The sequence below is a fragment of the Micromonospora sp. NPDC049529 genome (genome assembly GCF_055586685.1).
The window spans coordinates 402,340-422,095 of the sequence record NZ_JBVJHT010000002.1; the positions used below are offsets into that span (position 1 = coordinate 402,340).

Below are 19,756 nucleotides of genomic sequence, written 5' to 3' on the forward strand. Positions count from 1 at the left end.
GGTGAACTCCTGAGTGTGGAGGCGTTATGAGCGGAATTACACCGTATTCGTCCGGCGAGGGCAATGCTGCCGACCGGTGCCGTATCGCCGTCGTGGAGATCGGTGAGCAAGTCGACCGGCTGCGTATCCATCTCGGTCGCCTCGATCCTGAGCGGCTGCGCATGTCCCCCCTGCGGTTCCAGGCGTTGCTCGTCGGGTTCGACATCTACGCCCGGATGCTCGACGACGCGCTGAACGACATCGTCGCCGACCTGCGAGCGCCCGCCGCGCCACCGCGCCGCGACTTCGAGGTGGCCGGGGGTGAGCGACGATGACCGGCACACCGTACGAGGCCGATCCGGGACCCGCCATCGCCGAGCTTGCGGCGGACCTCGCCGACCGGTTGGCCAGGCTGCGGCGGATGGTGGAGCCGGTGACCCCGGCCGCGCCGGCCGCCGAACGGGTCGCGCTGCGGCCGGTGCACGAGTGCGCGATCGCGGTGGACGGGCTGCTCGGCCGTACCGGCATCCTCGGCCTCATCGGCGGCGCGCTGGACGTGAACTGGCCGGTCAGCGGCGACGCCGGTTGGGATGCCGGCGATGTGCTGGGACGGGGCGATTGAGGTGTACTGCGAGGACGCCGTCATGCAGGCGAGGGTGGGACTTCTCACCATCGGCCGGTTGAGTGACACGGAGCGCTCCGAGGTGGTTCGCCACCTGACCGACTGCCCGTCATGCCGGTCCGAACGCGACGACATCGCCCGGGTTGTCGACCTGCTCGATATTCTGCGGTCCGCGCCGGACAACCTTCTGCACGAGAGGCCCACCTCTCCCGCGACCGCCGCCGCACCGCCCCTGCTCCGCCCGCCAGCCCAACGACTGGACACGCCTGGCACACCACCCGCGCGGTTCCCGGCCACCGTCCCGAACCGCCCGGCGTCCCGCCCGATCAGCCCTGCGGCGTACCCGGCCCCGGACCGGGTGCGGTTGGCGCCCGACCCGGCTGGCGCCTCCGTGCGCCCCACCGCCATGCCGCCTCCGCCGGCCCCGGACCGGGGAGCCGCTCCGCCGCGACGGCCGTTGTACCCGGTCGCCGTCGCGGCTCACCTGGACATGGAAGCGGCACGGTCGGCATCGGACCCGGCAGTTGTCCCGGCCGGGCCGGCACCGTCCCCGGCGGGCGCTGTCGAGCGACCGGCGCCGTGGTTCACCGGAAGCGCCCGCCCGAGGCCGCGCCTCACCGGTCCGCCGTTCGCGTTGGCCGAGCCGTACCCGCCCCTCATCGCTCCGGTCATCGTGTCCGGGCCGCGTCGCCCCGCGCGACGCCACGAGGGCTACCTTCCGCCGCGCCCCGCCACCGGCCCTCTCTCCATCGGCCCGCACTCGCACCGCCGCCCTCGCCGCTGGTCACCCGCGCGCGCGGCCTCGTTGGTCATCCTCACCGTGGCCCTGACCGCTGGCGTCACCCTCTATCCGTGGTCCCGGACGGATACCCCGGGCCCGATCGTGGCCACCGCCGTCTCCGGCGACACGGCCGAGGTCACCCTGCGCGCGGTCCTTCGTGGCGAAGCGGACGGACTGGGGGTGGAGCTGACCGTCGGCGGCCTCACCCCGGGCGCCTCATATCAGGTGTACGCGGCCACGGTGGACGACGACCTGCACCTGCTCGGCCAGTTCACCGGTGGCGCCGGCCCGGTCCGGTGGTCGGGCGCCTCGGGGGTGCCTGTCGACGACCTCGTCTACCTGAGTGTGCGGGACGCGGGTGGCCGGGGTTTGGTGGCGGCGACGGTTGTGCGCGGTTCGTGGGCACCGTTGTGATCAACGACACATGTCGACTTTGGGACTAGTTTGCCCAGGTCCTCGGTCCACACCGCACCTTCGTCGTAGCAATCAGGTGTCACCATCCGTGAACCCGGCATTTGGTGGCGTCGTTATGGTTTCCGTGGATCAGGTCACCGCGCAGGCGGCGTCCGGCGAGTTGCCGCACCCTTCGGCGAACGACGAGGCGTTACGGGTCGCGTATCGGACCCATGGGCCGGTCGTGCTCAATTACCTGTCGCGCATGATGATGGGCAACCGCGCACTGGCCGAGGACATCCTTCAGGAGACCCTGCTGCGCGCCTGGAACCATCCGGAGGCGCGTACGGCTGACGGACAGTGGAGCCGAGGTTGGCTGCTGACCGTCGCCCGGCGCATCGCCATCGACCACATCCGGTCGGCGCGGGGCCGCTCGACCGAGGTCCTCGACGAGCGCATCGAGGACCGACAGGTGGCCGAGGACGACTTCGACCGGCTGCTGAACGCGCGGACCGTCCGGGAGGCGGTCGCGTCACTGCCGGAGCGGCTGCGGGGCGCCCTGATCGAGATTTACTTCCGGGAGAGCTCGGTCGCCGAGGCGGCCCGTAACCTGTCCGTTCCCGAGGGGACGGTGAAGTCCCGGACGTTCTACGCGCTGCGGGCGCTGCACGAGGAACTGGTGAAACGTGACTTTGGGCTCTAGGAGGCCGCAGTGACGGTCCGACGACCGACGCACCGGTGGGGGGTAGCCGGCCTGGTGGTCGCGCTGCTCGCCGTGCTGGCGCCGGCCGCCCCGGCCACGGCCGCGGCCGACGAGTACGTCCTCTACACCACCGTCACCACGAGCGGCCCGAACAGCGCGCAGACCCTGGCCGACATCGCCGGGCGCTACCTGGGTGACGCCGGGCGGGCGGGGGAGCTGTTCAATCTCAACAGCGGCCGCAAGCAGCCGGACGGCAAGGAGCTGACCAACCCGGCCCAGCTGACCGCCGGGTGGTACATCGTGCTGCCCTGGGACGCCGTGGGACCCGGCGTGCAGTACGGCGTCCTACCGACCCGGCCACCGGACCCGTCCGCCCCGCCGGTGCCCCCGTCCGCTTCCACGGGACCGGGAGCACCGCCGTCGGGTCCCGGCGCGGCCGACCCGGCGCCGACGTCGCGGCCGGGCGGCAACTGCATAGCCGCCACCGTCGCGAGCGACCCGTCCACCTGGGCCACCACCCGGCTGGCGGCGGACCGGGTGTGGCCGCGGACCAGGGGCGCCGGTCAGCTGGTGGCAGTGGTGGACTCCGGAGTGGACGGTCGGCTGCCGCAGCTGACCGGCCGGGTCACGCAGGGCGCGGACATCGTCACCGGCGGCCGGCGCGGCGATACCGACTGCCTGGGCACCGGCACCGCGATGGCCGGCCTGATCGCCGCAGCCGCCCCGCCCGGCGGCGGCTTCGCCGGGATCGCGCCCGAGGCGGTCGTGCTGCCGGTCCGGATCGCCACCGACGGTAAGCCGGTGGGCCCGACCGACCAGGCCGCAGCTATCGAGGTGGCCGCCTCCGCCGGCGCCACCGTGATCGCCCTGGGTGACCACGTCAAGGTCACCGACGAGCACGTACGGCGGGCGATCGACCAGGCGCTCTCCCGTGACATCGTGGTGGTCGCGGGCGCGCCGGCCGGTGCTGAGAACGCCGGGGCGTCGGCACTGCTGCCGGAGTACCTGCTGTCGGTCGGCGGGGTGAGCGCCGACGGCAAGGCGGCCGAGGAGTACGTGACCGACACCGTGGACGTCGTCGCGCCCGGCGTCAACATCTCCAGCCTTGGTATCACCGGCACCAAGGGGTTCGTCGGCAGCGGTACCCGGTATGCGGTGGCACTGGCCGCCGGGGAGGCGGCGCTGGTTCGGGCCGCTCATCCGCGGCTGTCGGCGGTCCAGGTCGCCCGCCGGATCGTGCTGACCGCGGACGAGATGGGTGGAGCGCCGGCCGGCAGCCCTTACGGCCACGGGATGATCGACCCCGAGGCCGCGGTCGTCGAGGACCTGCCGGACGAGATCGAGCCGGTGCCACCGGAGTCGGCTGGCACCGCCGGCGAAGCCGCCGGCGCCGGCACGGTCGCGCAGATTGCCATCCTGCTCGCCATGCTGGCCGCCCTGGCGGTCGGTGCGCTGCTGGTCGTTCGGCTGCGCCGCCGCCCTGCCCACCGTGCGCGCGACGTTCCCGGCGACCGTTCGGTCGGCGCCGAACCGGCCGGTGATCCCGAACCCGAACCGTCGGCATCGAGCGGCGGACGATGAAATTTTTCGCGACTGAACCGCCGTCCGGCCGCACTCGTTCTTCAGGTGGTTGGGGGACGTGCGGACGGAGGGCGACCAGGACCATGAGGACTTGATGCCCAGTGGGCGACATCGAATGTGACGAACCGGAGGCGCGCGGCAAGGTCGCGCTCTACGTCGCCGGCCAGATCTTCGGCAGTGAGCAGTGGGCGGTGGAGGAGCACCTTGCCCGCTGCGCCGAATGTCTTGAGGAGAGCCAGATTCTCGGCGACGCCGTGCTCTCACTGGCCGTTCTCGGCGACGCGGACCGGCGCGAGCTGATCGCCGACTTCGGCGTGCCGGTCGCCGCGTCGGCCGTACCCGTGGGCGCGCGTCCGGCAACCGCCTCCGCGCCGCCGTCGCGCGACGGCGCGGACCGGCGCCCGGCACCCCGGGCGTCCGGCCCGACCCGGCCGAGGTCGCGTTCCGGCCGCAAGCTGCGCCGCAGACCGCTGCTGGCCGTGGGTGGCCTGGTTCTGGTGGTCCTGCTGGCCGTCGGCGGCGTGCTCAACCAGTCGGTCCTGTTCAAGTCGCCGGCGCCGGTGGCGCTGGTGGCCGATTCCGGGGGAAGCGCCAGCGGCGCGGTCCTGTCGGTGACCGTGTCGCCGGACGGCGGTGATGCTGCCGTGCGGGCTACCGTGTCCGGTCTGGAGCCGGGCCGGAGCTACCGCTTCTACGTCACCGATGTGGCCGGCAACAGCTACGACATCGCCGGAGTGACCGGGACCGAGCAGGCCCAGGAGGTCACCGGCCCGTGCCCGGTCCCGATGGACCGGCTGGAGAGGTTCAGTGTGACGGCCGCCGACGGCGCGCTGATCGTAGCGGCGACGGTTCGCCGGGACACCACCGTGCCGACCCCGCCCGGCTAAACGTTCAACAAACTCTCAGTCGCCGGTAGCCCGGGAGAAACGGCGAACGCCTACGATCGCCTGATGCCCACCCCTGGCGGCGTGCACCACGCCGGTCCAAGGTCGTCGTCTGCATGACGCCCGACCAGTCCCGTTGGACGAACCCGCCGGCGGCCCGCCCCTGATGTCACCGCCTGCAGCCCCCTACACCGGGCCGCGCCGGCCACCTTCCGGTTCCCTGCGCTGGTTGGCCAACGGTGTCGCCGTCGCCGGACCGGACCCGGGCGGCGCCGTCACCCTCGCGGCCGCGCAACTGTCCGCCGAGCCCGGCGTGGTCACCGTCGTCGGCGAGGTCGCCGGACCGGAGGACTGGGCGGCCGTCACCGAGGCCCTGCCTGCGCTGGTCCAGCCCGGCACGACCGTCCGTCTGGGCATCTCCGGCGCCGGTACCGCGCTCGGGCCGGGAGCCACGCCGGACCACGACGCGTCCCCGGCCGCCGCCCTGTCCCGGCAGGTGCAGGCCGATGTCTACGCCCCGGACGGGCCGGTGCTGCTCGTGCCCAACGGCAGCCTGTACGCGGCGCACGGTTGGCGGCGGTTCGGCGAGTCGGGGCCGTCCGTGCCGGCTGGCCTGCGCCATCCTCGGCCGGGCTGGGAACCGGAGGTCGAAACGGTCGGTCGGCACACCGGAGGTGCCCTGCGGGCGCGGTCGGTTCCGGCGGGGCTGTGGTTGCACCGGCAGAGCGCGGGTCCGGCTCCGGTCTCGTACGACGACCCGGTGTACGCGGTCCCACAGGACACCGGGCGGCCCGTGGTGGTGGTCGGCCGTCCCGGTCTCGCCCCGCCGAACCCGCGGGCGGTCCTCACCGTCCTCGACGCCCTCGACCCGTCGGTGCTGCTGACGCCGTACGGCGTACCACTGGCGCTGGTCCTGGATCTCGCGAACGATCTCGCCGGGCGGTGGGGCAGCCCGGTGGAGGTGGCGACCGGCCTGCCCACGGTGGACGACGAGCACCGACTGGTGTCCGCCGCGGTGGACCCCGACGGCCGGAGCTGGTGGACTCCGCCGGTGTCGCGGCTGTGGTGCGCGCCGGGCCGGCCCCCGGTCCCGGTGGCGCCTCCGGCGGTCGTCGCCGGGTTGCCCGCGGACCCCGCGGACGGCGACGCCTACCGGCTCGGCGACGGCTGGGTGGTGGAGCCGACGGCGTGGGGCCTGTGGGTGCGGCCGTCGCACGCCGGAAGCGACCGGGACGAGGTCCGCCGCCGCCCCACCGACGGCACGCGGCTCACCATCCTGGTCGGCCTGCCGGGCGAATCGTTGCCGTCCGGCGTCCGGACCCTGCTGTCCGGGCTCGTCGCCCAGCTCACCCCGCAGCAGTGGGCGCGGACCACGTTCCTGCCGGAACAGGTCGACGTACTGCTCGGCGGTGCCCGCGTGCCGCAGACGGCGGGCGCGGGGGAGAGCGTGGTCAGCGGCCCCAGGTCCGCCCGGTGAGTGCGGCGTCGCGGTCGAGCACCGGCCCGGTCGGTAGCAGGGCGAGGAACTCGCGAGGCACGTCCACGGGGGGCACCCCGGAGTAGCCGAGCGAGTCGGTCGTCGGGACATCCGGCAGCGGGAACTTCACCCCGAACTCCGACACCAGGTAGACGCCGACGGGCACCGCGCCGGGGGCCGGCCGGTCGCGCAGCAGCATCCCGCTGCCGGTCCGCATGACCACCTCGTCGGCCAGGCCGGCCCCGCCCGGGTCGGCGGGTACCGTGACGGCCCGGTCCAGTGCCGCGTCGACGACCGCGAGCGGCTCGGACCGTACGGTGCCGGCGGTGACGGTGTGCCGCACGCACGGAACCGCCCCGCGCAGGTCGTTGACCATGGGTGGGGGCTCGGCCGGGAAGCCGGTGATGTACTCGCCGCCGTCGAGGACGGGGGCGGCGTGCATCGCGTCGGCGTCCACCGGGATCGGCCGTGGGGCCGACCCGGGATAGGAGCGTCGGGTGGCGGGGTCGGCCAACAGCAGGGCGCCGACCGTACGGCTGACCGGCGCGAATCCGTCGGTCCGCGCGAGGTAGAGCTCGCGGGTCGCGAGCGCCGGGTTCGCCACTTCGAAGATCTGCCCGACCACCGACGGGGCGCCGGCGACCACCGGCCCGGGGCCGCCGCGCCCGGCGACCGCCGGCACGACCAGGTCGCGCCCGGAGTCGACCGGGTTGAGCCAGGCCTCGGTGACCCGTACCGGGGGTACGCTGCCGTACCCCAGTGCGACCCGGACCTGGTCACCGGCGAGGCGGTACCGGCGGCCCTGCCACACCAGGTGCAGCGCGTTGTCCGGAGTGGACACCAGGAGTGCGCCCGGATCCCGGCCCGCGACGTCGTCGAGCACCAGGGTGGTGCGTTCCGCCTTGGTACGGTCCAGCGGGCGCCGGGTGCACACCGTCCACGCGCCGCGGTAGAGCTGCTTGCTGGTCGGCACGGCGTCCGGCGCGTCCGGGATTCCCACCGGTGCCCCGATCGGTACCCCGGTCAGCGAGTTGCGCGAGACCGACCGCACCGGAGCGGTGCTCTGCAGGATCAGCGCCGCGGACGTGTAGTTGAGCACCGGTCGCAGCTCCCCGCCCAGCAGCAGGTAGCGTGCCCCGGTCTCCTTGACGACGATGATCGAGCCGGGCCTGCGCCACTGATCGCTGCCGCCGGGCCGCAGCAGCCCGTAGATGCCGAAGCCCGCCGCGATGAGCACGGTGAGCAGCAGTCCCACGGCCGTTCCGATGGTGAACCGCCGGTGCGGTGGGTCGTCTCCCTCCGGGCGGCCCTTCATCAGCCCGCCGATCAGCCGTCCGGCCTCGAACAGGTAAGCCTGGACCTGGTCCCTGCGCGACCGCACGTCAGCCGGCCCAGGCACGGATCGCGGCGTAGACGCCGATCACGGCGCCGAGCACCGGCAGAACGGTGAGTGCGACGACCAGTTCGAGGATGTCGGCGGCCCGCGCCCAGTACGGCCGCAGCCGCCGCCCGGGTAGGACCGTGCTCGCGGCGAGGAAGGCCAGCCCGATCGTGGCGAGTACCGGCAGCGCCGCGACGCGCAGGTAGAACGGCTGTTCGCCGATCCAGCCCAGCAGCACCAGGACGACCGGGACGGTCGCCGGGACCAGCACCGTCCAGCGCTGGACGGTGCTGGTCAGGTGGCGCGCGCGCAGGAGGAGCAGAGCGGCAGTGACCAGGGCCAGCACCCGTGGCCAGGTGCCGCCGGGCAGGACGAGCAACGCGGCCAGCGGCAGTTGCGCCACCCCGACGCCGATCAACAGCGCGGACTGGTGGCCGACGGCGGCGTTGCCGCGTTCCACCACCAGCGGGTACGGGATGGGGTCGATGTCGTCGGAGAGCTGCTCCGGCCGGCGCGGCATCATCGGCAGGGTCAGCCCGCCGAGGCGGAACGCCAACAGTGGCAGCACCGTCATCACCGCCAGCGTGACGACAAGGGCGGTCCCGGCGGTCCGCTGCGTGTCCCACCCGCTCGCGGCGGCGACCACGGCCGGGGTACCGGCCAGCAGCAGGGCGGTGATCCCACCGGTGAACAGCAGCGCACCGTCCGCGACCGCGGCGAAGCCGGCGCAGGCCGCGGCCAGCGTGCAGAGGCAGACCGCCGAGGCGGTGACCGTCCACGGGGCACCGGGCGCGGCCCACTGGGCCACCGTCCACCCGGCCGCGGCGGCGTAGGCCGCGGCGCAGCCGGCCAGCAGTGTGCCCGCCACCGGGTCGGTCGCGGCCCGGCTCACCAGGCCCGCCGCGCCGATGAGCACCATCGCGGCCAGTGCGGCGGCCAGCGCCCGGTACGCCGCCGGCCCGCCCAGCGTCAGCACCGGCAGCCCGGTCAGCACGGCCAGTCCGCCGAACGTCAGCAGCATCGCCCTCAGCCGGGCCGGTGTCCATGTGCCACGGTGGCGCCCGACCTGTTCGGCGAGCCCGTCGATGAGGTCGTCGTAGCCGATCGGGGGGAGCGCGGCGGCCCGCGGCCGCAGGTGCACGGTGTCGCCGTCGAGCAGGTCGAGGTCGGTGGGGGTGCGTTCCTCGTCCAGCGGCGGCCCGCCGAGTCGTTGCAGGACCCAGCCGTCATGGTCGGTGCCGTGGTCACCGGCCTGCGGGTCGAGTTCGGGCAGGACCACGGGCAGCACGTCGATCATCGGGGTCTCGACCGGCACCGCCATGTCCACAACCCTGTCTTTCAGGACAAAACGTAGCCTTACCGGCGCTGCCGTGCGATGCTGAATCAGTTCGTCCATCGTTCGGACCCGGTTCCCTCCTGCTGCTGGAACGCCGACCAGATCTCGCCAGATCAGGGCCGCCACGCTAGTGGCGCCGGCATCCCGCCGGTTCCGCCGCCGCGCGGCCGGTCGCAGGTCGGGGGAAAACCTCCACGAACGACGGGAGTACGTGTGGGCACCATTCCTTTCGTCCGCCGTCCACGCACCACGGGTCCGGTGGCGCCGCCAGGGGAGATCGAGCTACAGCCGCCCCCGCCGGTCCCGGAGCCGGCCGCGGGCGGGATGGGGCAGATCTGGCTCTACATCCCGATGGGTCTCGGGTCGATGGCGATGATGCTCGTCTTCGTCCGGCGCGACGCGGGCGTGCTCGCGTACATCGGCATGGGCCTGATGGCGGTGTCGGTGGTCGCCGGTGTCGTCGTCCCGTTCTTCCGGGCGGCCAGCGAGCACAAGGAACGCATGCACGGCGACCGGCGCGACTACCACCGTTACCTCACCCAGATCCGCCGCACGGCCCGCACCGCGCTCGTCGACCAGTACCGCGCGGCGCGCTGGCAGCACCCCGACCCGCGCGCGCTCTGGTCGCACGCGCTGAGCCGCCGGCTGTGGGAACGCCGTACCGCGCACGAGGACTTCGGCGAGGTCCGGATCGGCATCGGGGTCCGGAAGTCGACGACCACGCTGGCCGCGCCGCAGAGTAAACCGGTCGAGGAACTGGAGCCGATGGCCGCGCACGCGTTGCGCCGCTTCATCCGCGCCTACTCGACCCTCCGCGAGGCGCCGGTCGCGGTCTACCTGCGCGGTTTCGCCCGTGTCCAACTCACCGGCGACGCGGCCGCCGTCCACGGCCTTGCCCGCTCGATGCTCGCCCAACTCGCCGTCGCGCACGCCCCCGGCGACCTGGTCATCGCGTGCCTGGCCGCACCCGGCCGGGAGAAGGAATGGGACTGGCTGAAATGGCTGCCGCACGCGCAGCACGACGAGGAGCCCGACGGCGCCGGCGCCCGCCGCCTCGTCGCCTCGGACCTACCCGGACTCGACGCACTGCTCGCCGCGCTCGGCGTGGCCGACCGCCCGGCGTTCGAGCCGGACACCCCGATCACCGCGTCCGAACCGTTCACCGTGGTCGTGCTCGACGGCCCGATGATCCACGGCGAGCATCGGCTCGCCGTGGAGGGCTACCGCAACACGGTCGTCCTGGACACCGCCGGGACGTTCGACGCGCAGGTCCGCCCGCAGACCCTGACCGCCGAGGTGACTTCGGACGACCTGCACCTGGTCACCTTCGACCACCTCGGCAAGCCGTCCCGCAACCGGCTGTGCCGCCCCGACACCCTCGGGCTGCCGTTGGTGGACGCCCTGGCCCGCGGCATCTCCCGCTACCGCATCGGCCAGGCCGTCGACACCGAGGAACCCTTGGCCACCGACTACGACCTGGCCGGTCTGCTCGGTATCACCGATCTGCGCGCCTTCGACCTGGACGCGTACCGGGCGAACCGGCCGGCCGGGCAACGGCTGCGGGTCCCGATCGGCATCTCCACCTCCGGCGCCCCGATCGAACTCGACCTCAAGGAGGCCGCGGAGAACGGCATGGGCCCGCACGGCGTCCTCATCGGCGCCACCGGCTCCGGCAAGAGCGAACTGCTGCGTACGCTCGTGCTCGCCCTCGCCACCCGGCACACCTCGGCCGAACTCAACCTCGTCCTCGTCGACTTCAAGGGCGGCGCCGCGTTCCTCGGCTTCGACCGGCTGCCGCACACCGCCGCGGTGATCACGAACCTGGCCGACGAACTGGAGCTGGTCGACCGGATGCGCGACGCGCTCACCGGCGAGCTGGTTCGGCGCCAGGAACACCTACGGGCCACCGGCAACCACGCCTCCCGGCGCGACTACGAACGGGCGCGGGCCGAGGGTGCCCCGCTGGAGCCGATGCCGGCCCTGCTCATCGTGGTCGACGAGTTCAGCGAGATGCTGTCCAGCAAGCCGCAGTTCATCGAGGTTTTCGCGATGATCGGCCGGCTCGGGCGCTCCCTCGGGGTCCACCTGCTGCTGGCCAGCCAACGGCTCGACGAGGGACGCATCCACCAGATCGAGTCGCACCTGTCGTACCGGATCGGGTTGCGCACCTTCTCCGCCATGGAGAGTCGCAGCGTGCTCGGCGTGGCGGACGCGTACGAGCTGCCCAACGTGCCGGGCAACGGATTCCTGCGCTCGGACATCCAGACCCTGACCCGGTTCAAGGCCGCCTACTCGTCCGGTCCGTACCGGCTGGCCGGTCGCACCCGACGGGGCACCGCGCAGGCCGGTCTGGTCGCCTTCGGCACCGGTTACGTCGAGCCGGTCGCGGCGCCACCGGACACCCCCGACGACGCCGACGGGGAGAAGCCGCCAATGCTCGCCGAGGTGTTGCTCCAGCAGTTGCAGGGCCGCGGCCCCGCGGCCCACCAGGTGTGGCTGCCGCCGCTGCGGGAACCGGCCACCCTGGACCGGCTGCTGCCGCCGCTCACCGAGGACCCGGCACGCGGGCTGTGCCCGATCGGCGGGTACCAGCCGCTCACCGTCCCGGTCGGACTGCTCGACCTGCCCGCCCAGCAACGCCGCGAGTTGCTCGTCGCCGACCTGTCCGGCGGGCGGGGCAACATCGGTGTGGTGGGCGGGCCGCAGAGCGGCAAGAGCACCCTGCTGCGGACGCTGATCTGCGCGCTCGCGCTCACCCACGGCCCGGACGACGTGCAGTTCTACTGCCTCGACTTCGGCGGCGGCAGCCTTGCCTCGCTCTCCGGGCTGCCGCACGTCGGTTCGGTGGCGAATCGTCTCGACCGGGACCGGGTCACCCGTACCGTGCTGGAGTTGTCCAACCTGCTGGCCTTCAGGGAGAAGCAGTTCAGCCGGCACAACATCGATTCGATGGCGAGCTACCGCCGGATCCGGGCCACCGGATCGCTGCGCGACCAGGACCCGTACGGCGACGTGTTCCTCGTCGTCGACGGCTGGTTCTCCGTACGGCAGGACTTCGAGGAGCTGGAGTCCCGTTTCACCGACATCGCCGCCCGCGGTCTCGGTTTCGGCGTCCACCTCGTCGTCGCCGCACGTCGCTGGGCGGAGATGCGGCCCTGGCTGCGCGACGTCCTCGGTACCCGGTTCGAGCTGCGGCTCGGTGACCCGATCGACTCCGAGATCAACAGCAAGTTCGCGGCCACCGTGCCGGCCATTCCCGGGCGCGGCATCGTGCCGGAACGCCTGCACTTCCTCGGCGCGTTGCCCCGGGTGGACGGCGACACCGGCACCGAGGACCTGGCCGACGCGGTCGGTGACCTGGTCAACGCGGTCGCCTCGGGATCGCTGCCGCGCGCACCTGAGGTCCGGCTCCTGCCGAGCAGGCTGCCTGTCACCGACCTGCCCGGGCCCACCGCCCCCCGTCCGAGCGCCGACGTCCAGGTCGCCCTCGGCCTCGACGACGTCAAGCTGGAACCGCTGTGGCACGACTTCGACGCCAACCCCCACCTGTTGATCTTCGGCGACGCCGAGACCGGCAAGACCGCGTTCCTGTGTCACCTGGCCCGCTCGATCGCCGCGCACCACCCCGCCGACGAGGCGCGGATCATCTTCGGCGACTTCGGCCGTGAGCTGTACGACGCGGTGCCGCAGGAGCACCAGATCGGATACTCGGTCAGCGCCGGCTCGCTCGCCTCGGCCCTGGAGGAGGCGGTGGGCCTACTCAGGGACCGGGTACCGGGTCCGGACATCATCCCGAGCCGTCTGCCGTCCCGGGACTGGTGGACCGGTGGCCGGATCTTCGTCATGGTCGACGACTACGAGCTGGCCGAGGCCGAGAAACCCCTGCAGCACCTGCTGCCGCTGCTCGCGCACGGCGCCGACATCGGCCTGCACCTGATCGTGTCCCGTCGGACCGCGGGCGCGTCCCGCGCCATGATGGACCAGGTCATCCGGCGCGCCTGGGAGCTGGGCAGCCCGGCGATGCTCTTCTCCTGCCCGCGTGAGGAGGGAGCCTTCCTCGGCGCGGTGCGGCCGCGCGCGCTGCCCGTGGGCCGGGCCCAGTACATCGACCGCCGCCGCAACGTACGCCTGGTGCAGACCCCGGTCGTCGACTGACTCAGGCGAGGGATCGCCCCGCCGGTAGCGGTCACCGGACGGGCGGGGCGATCTCCTGCGCCGGGGTGGACGGGTCCGGGTCGTACGGGTGCACCGCGCGCGCCGGGCGCCAGCGGCGGCGGTGGCCCGCGGGGCCGAGGACGGCCAGCACCGCGCCGCCTGCGGCGACCAGCAGCACCAGTGCCACGCCGCCGGCCAGGAACGGGCCCACCTCGGGAGACCTCGGCAGGTCCGGCGCCACCGCCCGCTGTGCCTCGCCCGCCACCGCGCCCATCTTGCCCTCCTCGGGCAGCACCGTCGCCAGCGCGGCCATCGGGTTGACGACGCCCCAGCCGAGCAGCGCGTCCGGCAGCTCCGCGGCGGGCAGGTCGGCGGTCGCCTGCAGGCGGTGCCGGATCTGCGCCGCGCTCAGGCCCGGCCGGTAGGCGCGCACCAGCGCGGCGGTCCCGGAGACGAACGGCGCGGCGTAGCTGGTCCCGCTGCCCTGCCAGTGTCCGGGACCGCGCGGACCGATGCTGACCACGTTCTCGCCCGGCGCGACCAGGGCGACCGGCGCGCTCTGGGACGCCGAGTCGGAGCGCCGTCCGCTGTTGTTCATCGCCCCGACGGCGAGGACACCGGGCAGCGCCGCCGGGTACACACGGACGCCCGGCCCCTCGGAGCGGTTGCCGGCTGCCGCGACCACCACGACGTTGCGCTGCTCGGCGTAGCGGACCGCTGCCTCCATCGCCGGGCTGGGCACGGTGGTGCCGGCAGAGACGTTGACCACATCCGCGCCCCGGTCGACGGCGGTACGGATTCCCGTCGCGATCGCCTCCGGTGCCCCGTCCGGCCGGTCGGTGATACGAATCGGCAAGATTCGTACCTTCGGCGCCACCCCCGCGAATCCGGTGCCCGCCGCCGGTGCCGCCGCGATGATGCCCGCCACGAACGTGCCATGCCCCAGGCAGTCGGAGTCGGCGCGCCCTCCGCCCGTGCGGGTCAGATCGACACCTGGAAGTACGCGCTGGGAGAGCTGCGGGCTGCGACCATCCACTCCGGAGTCGAGGACGGCGACCACGACACCGGCGCCCTCGGTCAGCGCCCACGCCCGCTCAGGTGTCAGGTGCCGCTGCGGCCACGGGATGTCCGGGTTCGACCCGGCCGGCGCCGGCAGGCACTGCCCGGTGCGCAGCGGCGGGACGACCGGTGCTGCCCAGACCGGGCCGGTGCCGAGGACGGCGACCGACAGCCCGGCCGTCGCGGCGGAGACGAGCCGTCGGCTGCGCATCCGATGTCACCTTTCGTAGGGTGTCAAGAAGCGTTCGCGGTCAGAGTCCGCTCGACGAAGCCCAGCGGCGGCCCGGCGAGGCGATCGGCCGTGCGTGCGTCGGTGACCATCCGGGTCGTCGCGGACCGCCGACGGTGCAGCGCCCGCTCCAGCCGGCGCAACGCCGCCCGGTCGTCGTCGTCGAGTGCCCGACCGCTCTCGACGTCACCGGGAAGCAGTTCCCGCAGTAGGACCGCGGTGGCGGGCAGCCCGGTCCGGTCGGTGCCCGGGTCGTCATTGACCGCCAGCACCTTGAACCGGGAACCGGCGAGGAACACCGCCTCGTCCAGATCGTTGTGCTCGGCGAGCGCCCCGATCTGCCGGGCTGTCCGGGACCACACCACGAAGTCCACGTCCGCGTCCTCGACGACCACGTCGGTACGCGCGCTGACGCTGCGGAACGCTGGCTCGACGATCGTCGTACCCTCCGGGTAGAGCCGCCGGGCCGGTACGCCCAGCCGTCCCTGCCCGACCACCGCGCGGCGGCACGGCGGCAGCCGACGCAGTCCGGAGACCAGGCACGGCAGGTAGCCCGGGGTGCCGGGAACCAGCCCGGCGCGCACTGCGGCGTTGACCGAGGCGGCCGAGGCGCCGCTGTCGCCGAGGAACGCCCGGACCGCGACCAGGTCCGACTTCTCCGCAGCGGCGATCTCCTGTCGCAGCGCGGGCCACGCGGCAAGGGCGGCGTTCACCGTGGTGATCGAGTCATGGAAGGTGGTCCCCAGGGCCGCGGCCAGCGCGGTCTGCTCCTCCAGCGTGCTGGGCCGATCGGCCACCGGTACGGGAGACGCCGGAATCCAGCGCGAGTGCTCGTCGACAGGGGGCGCTTCGGCGACGTCCGGGCCGGAGATGGTGCGCATGGTCGGGATCGGCCCGATCCCGGCGAGGCGCAGCGGCGGTGCGGGCGTGTCCCGTGTGGACGGCGCGGGAGCGGGCTCCGGCGGTGCGGCCGGCATCGGAATGGATGCCGGTGGTACGGCTGCGGCTTCCAGCGCTTCCGTAGCGGGAGATGGTGCGGACGGCGCCGGATCCAGCCGGGTGGGAAGCGGCGAGAGACCGGGCGGTGCGGGTGCCGGCGGCCGTACGGGCGGCTCGGGTGCGACGGTGGGCGCCGGGTCCGCTACGACGAGGCTCGGCGGGGGAGCCGGTGCGGTGACGGGCGGCGGCGCGGCCGGCTCCGCGTGGATTGGCGCCTCAACGTGCGGTGATGGCAGGGCCATCGGGCTCAGCGGCCGGAGCGGAAGGGTCAGCGCAACCGTCTCCGACGTCGCCCAGGCGGGCCGCGCGCGGCGCCTCGGCTCCTCGGCCACCGTCAGCTCTGCCGGCAGGTCGTCGGGCAGATCGGCCGCCGGGACGGGACCGGACGACCCGTTCCACGCCCGGCGCACCGCCGCCAGCATCGCCGCAGACGTCTCCGGTCCCATCACGAGGCGCCCCGCCACCGGGTCGACGAACGCGAGGTCCGGCGACGCGTACCCGCCGTCGCGGCGCAACAGCACCCCCAACGGCACCACCTCGGCGAGCAGCCCCTCCACCGTCCGGTGTCGGTAGAGCCGGTCCCCGGTGCGACACCAGCCCTCGCCGATCACCGGCACCGCTTCCCGCGCCGGCTCGACCGGGGCCGGCTCCGGTACCGGAGCGTTGCCGAGCAGGGCGGCCAGCGCGTCGAACCAGGCCGGTTCCGGCACGACGTCCGACGTGTCCAGCAGCGCCGTCTCCACCCGTACCGGGAAGTGTGCCGGCAGCCCGGCGAAGAGCGACGCCACGTCCGCCGGAGCGGCCGGCGGCCGGCCGGCGTGGCGCAGCACGAGCACCGGCCCGCGCGGGTCGACCGGGATGCGGTACGCCGGGTCCCCGGTGGCGGCCGGCGCCGAGGTGGCCGCGCGCAGCAGCATGCCGGCCGGCACCGGGTCCGCGACCAGCCGCCCGAGCGTCGCCGGTCGGTCGGGCAACGCCGGCTCCCAGGCCGGGGCGGGGCAGCGGTTGGCGCTCACCAGACAGCCGCCGCCGGCCCGGAACGAGCGCCAGCCCCACGCCCCGGTGCCGCCCGCGGCGTACCAGGTCCCGCCCGGCACCGCGACCACCGGGCCGTCCGGGGCGAGCAGTTCCACCCCGGTGCGTGCCGCAAGGTCGGTGAGCCACGCGGCGTCCGCGTCGTCGGGCCGGCCCACCCGGTCGGCGGCCACCCACACCCGTCGGGTCCCGGCGATGCCCGCGGCATTCTCCACCACCATCCGCAGCAGCGCGGCGAAGCCCGGCTCGCCCAGTGCGCGGTCCGACGGTACGACCAGGACGTCGGGCGGCGCCTCGGCCCGCAGCAGCCGCCAAAGGTCCAGCGGCTGGTCCAAGGTGTGCGAGATGACGGCCGTCGTGCCGTGCCACTCGGCGTGCAGGGGGGCGTCTCCTCGCCGACGGCTTCTCGACCCGATAGCAGTCACGTCCTTTCAACGGGGCCGACACCCTGCCCGGTTCACGCGGGCGGACACCGGGCAGAATTTTGGCGTCGACGTCCCGTCGAAGTGAACGAGCGCGCTCCCGTACACGTTGGTAGGACGTGGCTGCTACCGGGAAAGGGTGGGACACGGTGCAGGGCTTCGGGCTACAGAGGATCGCCGGGACGGGCCGCCGCATGTTCGCGGGTCTTGCGGCGGTGATCGCGATGGTGCTGGTAGTCGGCCTGGGATGGGGCTTCGCGTACGCCGGGAAGGACGCGGTCGCGGGCCGCGCGCTTTCCGGGGAGCAGCTCACCGCGGTGTACCGGGCGGGCTACGCCTGCCCCACCGTGACATCCGCCCGTCTTGCCGGTCAGCTCATGGCCGAGTCTCAACTGGACCCGGCGACGGCGCGGACCACGTCCGGTGGCCGGGGCATCGCCGGGCTCACCGACGAGCAGTGGCGGCAGTGGGCGCCGTGGCTCGGCGCGCAGCGTGAGGACACCGAAGCGACCGTGCTCGCGCTGGCACACCTGATGTGCAACCTCGTCGGCCAGGTCCGCGCGAGCGGTGTCGGCGGCGACGCGTGGCCGTTGGCGCTGGCGGCGTTCCTGTCGGGGCTTCCGGAGGTCCGGGAGGCCGGTCGCGTGCCCAGCAAGGCGAACGACTACGTGAACCAGGCCGGAAGGTACGCGGCCTACTACAAGACCCTGCCGCAGTTCGCGTCCCCCGGGTCGACCCAGTTCATGGCGACCGGGTCCGTGCCGGCGGCGGTGCCGTTACCCGACGAACTGGTCGGCGCGGTGGTCGCCGCGGGAAGCCGGTGTCCCGAGGTGAGCCCGCCGACGATCGCCGGGCAGCTGATGGCGCTGTCCGGCTTCAACGCCGAGCAGCGCGGCATGTCCGGGCAGTTGGGCATCGCGGGCTTCGACGAGGACCTGTGGCGGGAGAACGCGCCCAAGGGCGCCTCAGTGTGGGACCCGCAGCAGGCGGTGCCGGTGATGGGCGACACGCTGTGTCGGCTGGTCCGTGAGCTGTCCGGGCTCCCGGGTGACCCGTACCTGCTGGCGGCGGCGGCCTGGCACGCGGGTGTCGACACGGTACGCCGGGCTGGCGGCGTGCCGGACGTGATGACCCGGGCGCACCTGGAGAACGCCGCCGCGTACACCGACTACTACCGGCTCGACACCCGGCTGGCCCCACCGTCCACCTCGTCGCCGTCGCCGTCGCCGACTCCCGCGTCACCATCCGTTCGGGCACCGGCCTCAACGAAGGGCGCGCCAGCCGCCACCCGGAGCGCCACGAATCCGGCCCGGCCACCAGCAACGACGAGCCAGGCGCCCACGGCGCCGCCCGGCGGATTCGACCGGGGTGGCCCGGGCGGCCCGGGCGGCCCCGGCGGCGGGGGCTACCCGTGCCGGCGCACGCACTGCCGGTGGTGACTACGGATCAAAATGCCGCCAGTGGGCCACCAGGGCATCGCCCCGGTCATCGCCCAACTGCACTGGCTCCGACGTTCGCCGAATCCGCGCCGGTGGTGGCTGCCGCAGTCTCGCCTGGGACTCGGCGGGCATACTTTCTCTTCAACTGCGACCCGGGGTGTCCTGTCCCAGACCCCGACGGATCGCGATCTCCACGGGTGAGTACGCGCCGTCGGCCCGCTCCAGTTCGTACGGCGCGGCCGGCATCAGCGGCGGCTGGGCCATGAAGCGTGGCCGCAACCCATGGTGCGGTTGCGCCGCGTGCACCAGGAATGGATGGCACAGGAAGACATCGCCCGGGCGCCCGGTGGCGAGCGCGAGTGGTCGGTGGCTGGACGCCGCCACCAGGTCGGTCGCGAGGGCCAGCCCGCTCGCTCCGTCCTCACCGTACTTCTCCAGCACCTTCGGCACGTCGAGGTGTGAGCCGACCCGGATCCGGGTCGGGGCGTCCTCCTCACCGACCTCGCTGAACAGGAACAGCATCAGCAGCGCCCGGCCCTGGGAGCGCAAATTGGTGAAGTACCAGCTCTCACCCTCCGGCAGATAGCTCCCCTCGATGTGCCAGCCCGCGTCGTCCGGCTCGTCCTCGTGCGGAAAGCGCAGCGGGAATGTGCCCAGCGAGTAGCGCGGCTCCCAGCGCCCCGCGCCGACGAGCAGGTCGTACGCGTGGTGCAGGAACGGGGAGTTGGGTGCGGCGGCGAACGGACCCTGCGCCATGCCGGCCACCCAGTGCACGGGCTGCGTCCACGTCGCTGGATCATCCGGGTCGCAGCCCGTCTCCCGCCACAGCAGCCGCGCGCAGTCCGCGGCCACGCGCGGCGCGACGGCGCTCTCCAGCCTCACGAAGCCGTCGCGAAGGAAGCGGGATACCAGGGTCGTGTCATCCATGTCCCCATGGTGCGGCGAGACGGGTCCCGCTCACCCGACATTCTCCGCACCGCTTCTATCGGGTGTTCACCCAGCACCCTTCTTGTCCCCGATACGGGCGGGCGCTGCGGTCGATCGGCTGATAGGGGCGTACGACGAAGCCGTCTCTGCCCGTTGCTCGCCTGAGGCACGACGTCTTGCGGCACTAAGGAGAAAGTGCGAGTTGAGCTGTAAGCCGCCGGGCGAACGTATGGCACTGGTGCGAAACGTGCCACCGCAGCGGTTGCCGCAGGACGGAGCCGACGTAGCCGTCGCGGCTGACCGGTCATCGCGGTGAGGATCGCGGGATCGTGGTCCCGGATGCCGCGCAGGTCG

Annotated in this window: 14 protein-coding genes; 9 read left to right on the plus strand and 5 right to left on the minus strand. The window is 73.5% G+C overall.

Annotated features, from left to right (window positions below):
• Positions 1–26: 26 nt before the first annotated feature.
• The 7 genes from ACZ6QQ_RS04515 (at position 27) to ACZ6QQ_RS04545 (ending at position 6,420) form a co-directional block, all read left to right on the plus strand.
• On the plus strand, positions 27–314 hold the full coding sequence (locus ACZ6QQ_RS04515) for a hypothetical protein (RefSeq protein ID WP_465874279.1): 288 nt from the start codon (positions 27–29) through the stop codon (positions 312–314).
• On the plus strand, positions 311–601 hold the full coding sequence (locus ACZ6QQ_RS04520; RefSeq protein ID WP_465874280.1) for a hypothetical protein: 291 nt from the start codon (positions 311–313) through the stop codon (positions 599–601). The genes ACZ6QQ_RS04515 and ACZ6QQ_RS04520 overlap by 4 nt, the downstream gene beginning before the upstream one ends.
• Before the next feature lie 58 nt (positions 602–659).
• Positions 660–1,796, plus strand: coding sequence for a zf-HC2 domain-containing protein (locus tag ACZ6QQ_RS04525; RefSeq protein ID WP_465874282.1), 1,137 nt, complete (start codon positions 660–662; stop codon positions 1,794–1,796).
• A 115-nt stretch (positions 1,797–1,911) separates the two neighbouring features.
• Entirely contained in the window at positions 1,912–2,478 is a 567-nt protein-coding gene (locus tag ACZ6QQ_RS04530; RefSeq protein ID WP_465874283.1) for a sigma-70 family RNA polymerase sigma factor, read from the plus strand.
• Positions 2,479–2,487: 9 nt separating this feature from the next.
• Complete coding sequence (locus ACZ6QQ_RS04535; RefSeq protein ID WP_465874284.1) at positions 2,488–4,059, plus strand: S8 family serine peptidase; 1,572 nt, start codon at positions 2,488–2,490, stop codon at positions 4,057–4,059.
• Positions 4,060–4,160: 101 nt separating this feature from the next.
• Positions 4,161–4,946 carry a zf-HC2 domain-containing protein gene (locus tag ACZ6QQ_RS04540; RefSeq protein WP_465874286.1) on the plus strand — a complete coding sequence of 262 codons (786 nt, stop codon included), beginning with the start codon at positions 4,161–4,163 and terminating at the stop codon, positions 4,944–4,946.
• Positions 4,947–5,172: 226 nt separating this feature from the next.
• Positions 5,173–6,420 (plus strand): hypothetical protein, encoded by a 1,248-nt coding sequence (locus ACZ6QQ_RS04545; RefSeq protein ID WP_465874287.1) that lies wholly within the window; start codon positions 5,173–5,175, stop codon positions 6,418–6,420.
• On the opposite strand, the gene eccB is transcribed toward ACZ6QQ_RS04545, so the two are convergent.
• The gene (eccB, locus tag ACZ6QQ_RS04550; RefSeq protein ID WP_465874288.1) at positions 6,395–7,801 is read right to left on the minus strand and encodes a type VII secretion protein EccB; all 1,407 of its coding nucleotides are present in this window, start codon (positions 7,799–7,801) and stop codon (positions 6,395–6,397) included. The two genes, ACZ6QQ_RS04545 and eccB, sit on opposite strands and share 26 nt — an antisense overlap.
• 1 nt (position 7,802) lies before the next feature.
• Positions 7,803–9,197 carry a type VII secretion integral membrane protein EccD gene (gene eccD / locus ACZ6QQ_RS04555; protein WP_465874290.1) on the minus strand — a complete coding sequence of 465 codons (1,395 nt, stop codon included), beginning with the start codon at positions 9,195–9,197 and terminating at the stop codon, positions 7,803–7,805.
• 198 nt (positions 9,198–9,395) lie between these two features.
• Here eccD and eccCa point away from each other — a divergent pair, with 198 nt between their 5' ends.
• On the plus strand, positions 9,396–13,292 hold the full coding sequence (eccCa, locus tag ACZ6QQ_RS04560; RefSeq protein ID WP_465874291.1) for a type VII secretion protein EccCa: 3,897 nt from the start codon (positions 9,396–9,398) through the stop codon (positions 13,290–13,292).
• A gap of 31 nt (positions 13,293–13,323) precedes the next feature.
• On the opposite strand, the gene mycP is transcribed toward eccCa, so the two are convergent.
• Together mycP and ACZ6QQ_RS04570 are read right to left on the minus strand one after the other, a co-directional pair.
• Entirely contained in the window at positions 13,324–14,562 is a 1,239-nt protein-coding gene (mycP, locus tag ACZ6QQ_RS04565) for a type VII secretion-associated serine protease mycosin (RefSeq protein ID WP_465874293.1), read from the minus strand.
• Between the two features lie 23 nt (positions 14,563–14,585).
• On the minus strand, positions 14,586–16,949 hold the full coding sequence (locus ACZ6QQ_RS04570; RefSeq protein ID WP_465874294.1) for a hypothetical protein: 2,364 nt from the start codon (positions 16,947–16,949) through the stop codon (positions 14,586–14,588).
• A 311-nt stretch (positions 16,950–17,260) separates the two neighbouring features.
• Between ACZ6QQ_RS04570 and ACZ6QQ_RS04575 the strand changes: the two genes are divergently transcribed.
• Complete coding sequence (locus ACZ6QQ_RS04575) at positions 17,261–18,475, plus strand: lysozyme family protein (RefSeq protein ID WP_465874296.1); 1,215 nt, start codon at positions 17,261–17,263, stop codon at positions 18,473–18,475.
• A 141-nt stretch (positions 18,476–18,616) separates the two neighbouring features.
• Here the strand turns inward: ACZ6QQ_RS04575 and ACZ6QQ_RS04580 are convergent, their stop codons facing one another.
• Positions 18,617–19,402 carry a phytanoyl-CoA dioxygenase family protein gene (locus ACZ6QQ_RS04580; protein ID WP_465874297.1) on the minus strand — a complete coding sequence of 262 codons (786 nt, stop codon included), beginning with the start codon at positions 19,400–19,402 and terminating at the stop codon, positions 18,617–18,619.
• Positions 19,403–19,756: the final 354 nt, after the last annotated feature.

Bases quoted from the DNA above. Each gene is read 5' to 3' on its own strand.
- ACZ6QQ_RS04515 (WP_465874279.1), top strand. From the start codon at position 27: ATGAGCGGAATTACACCGTATTCGTCCGGCGAGGGCAATGCTGCCGAC.
- ACZ6QQ_RS04520 (WP_465874280.1), top strand. From the start codon at position 311: ATGACCGGCACACCGTACGAGGCCGATCCGGGACCCGCCATCGCCGAG.
- ACZ6QQ_RS04530 (WP_465874283.1), top strand. From the start codon at position 1,912: ATGGTTTCCGTGGATCAGGTCACCGCGCAGGCGGCGTCCGGCGAGTTG.
- eccD (WP_465874290.1), bottom strand. From the start codon at position 9,197: ATGGACGAACTGATTCAGCATCGCACGGCAGCGCCGGTAAGGCTACGT.
- mycP (WP_465874293.1), bottom strand. From the start codon at position 14,562: ATGCGCAGCCGACGGCTCGTCTCCGCCGCGACGGCCGGGCTGTCGGTC.
- ACZ6QQ_RS04575 (WP_465874296.1), top strand. From the start codon at position 17,261: ATGGTGCTGGTAGTCGGCCTGGGATGGGGCTTCGCGTACGCCGGGAAG.
- ACZ6QQ_RS04580 (WP_465874297.1), bottom strand. From the start codon at position 19,402: ATGGATGACACGACCCTGGTATCCCGCTTCCTTCGCGACGGCTTCGTG.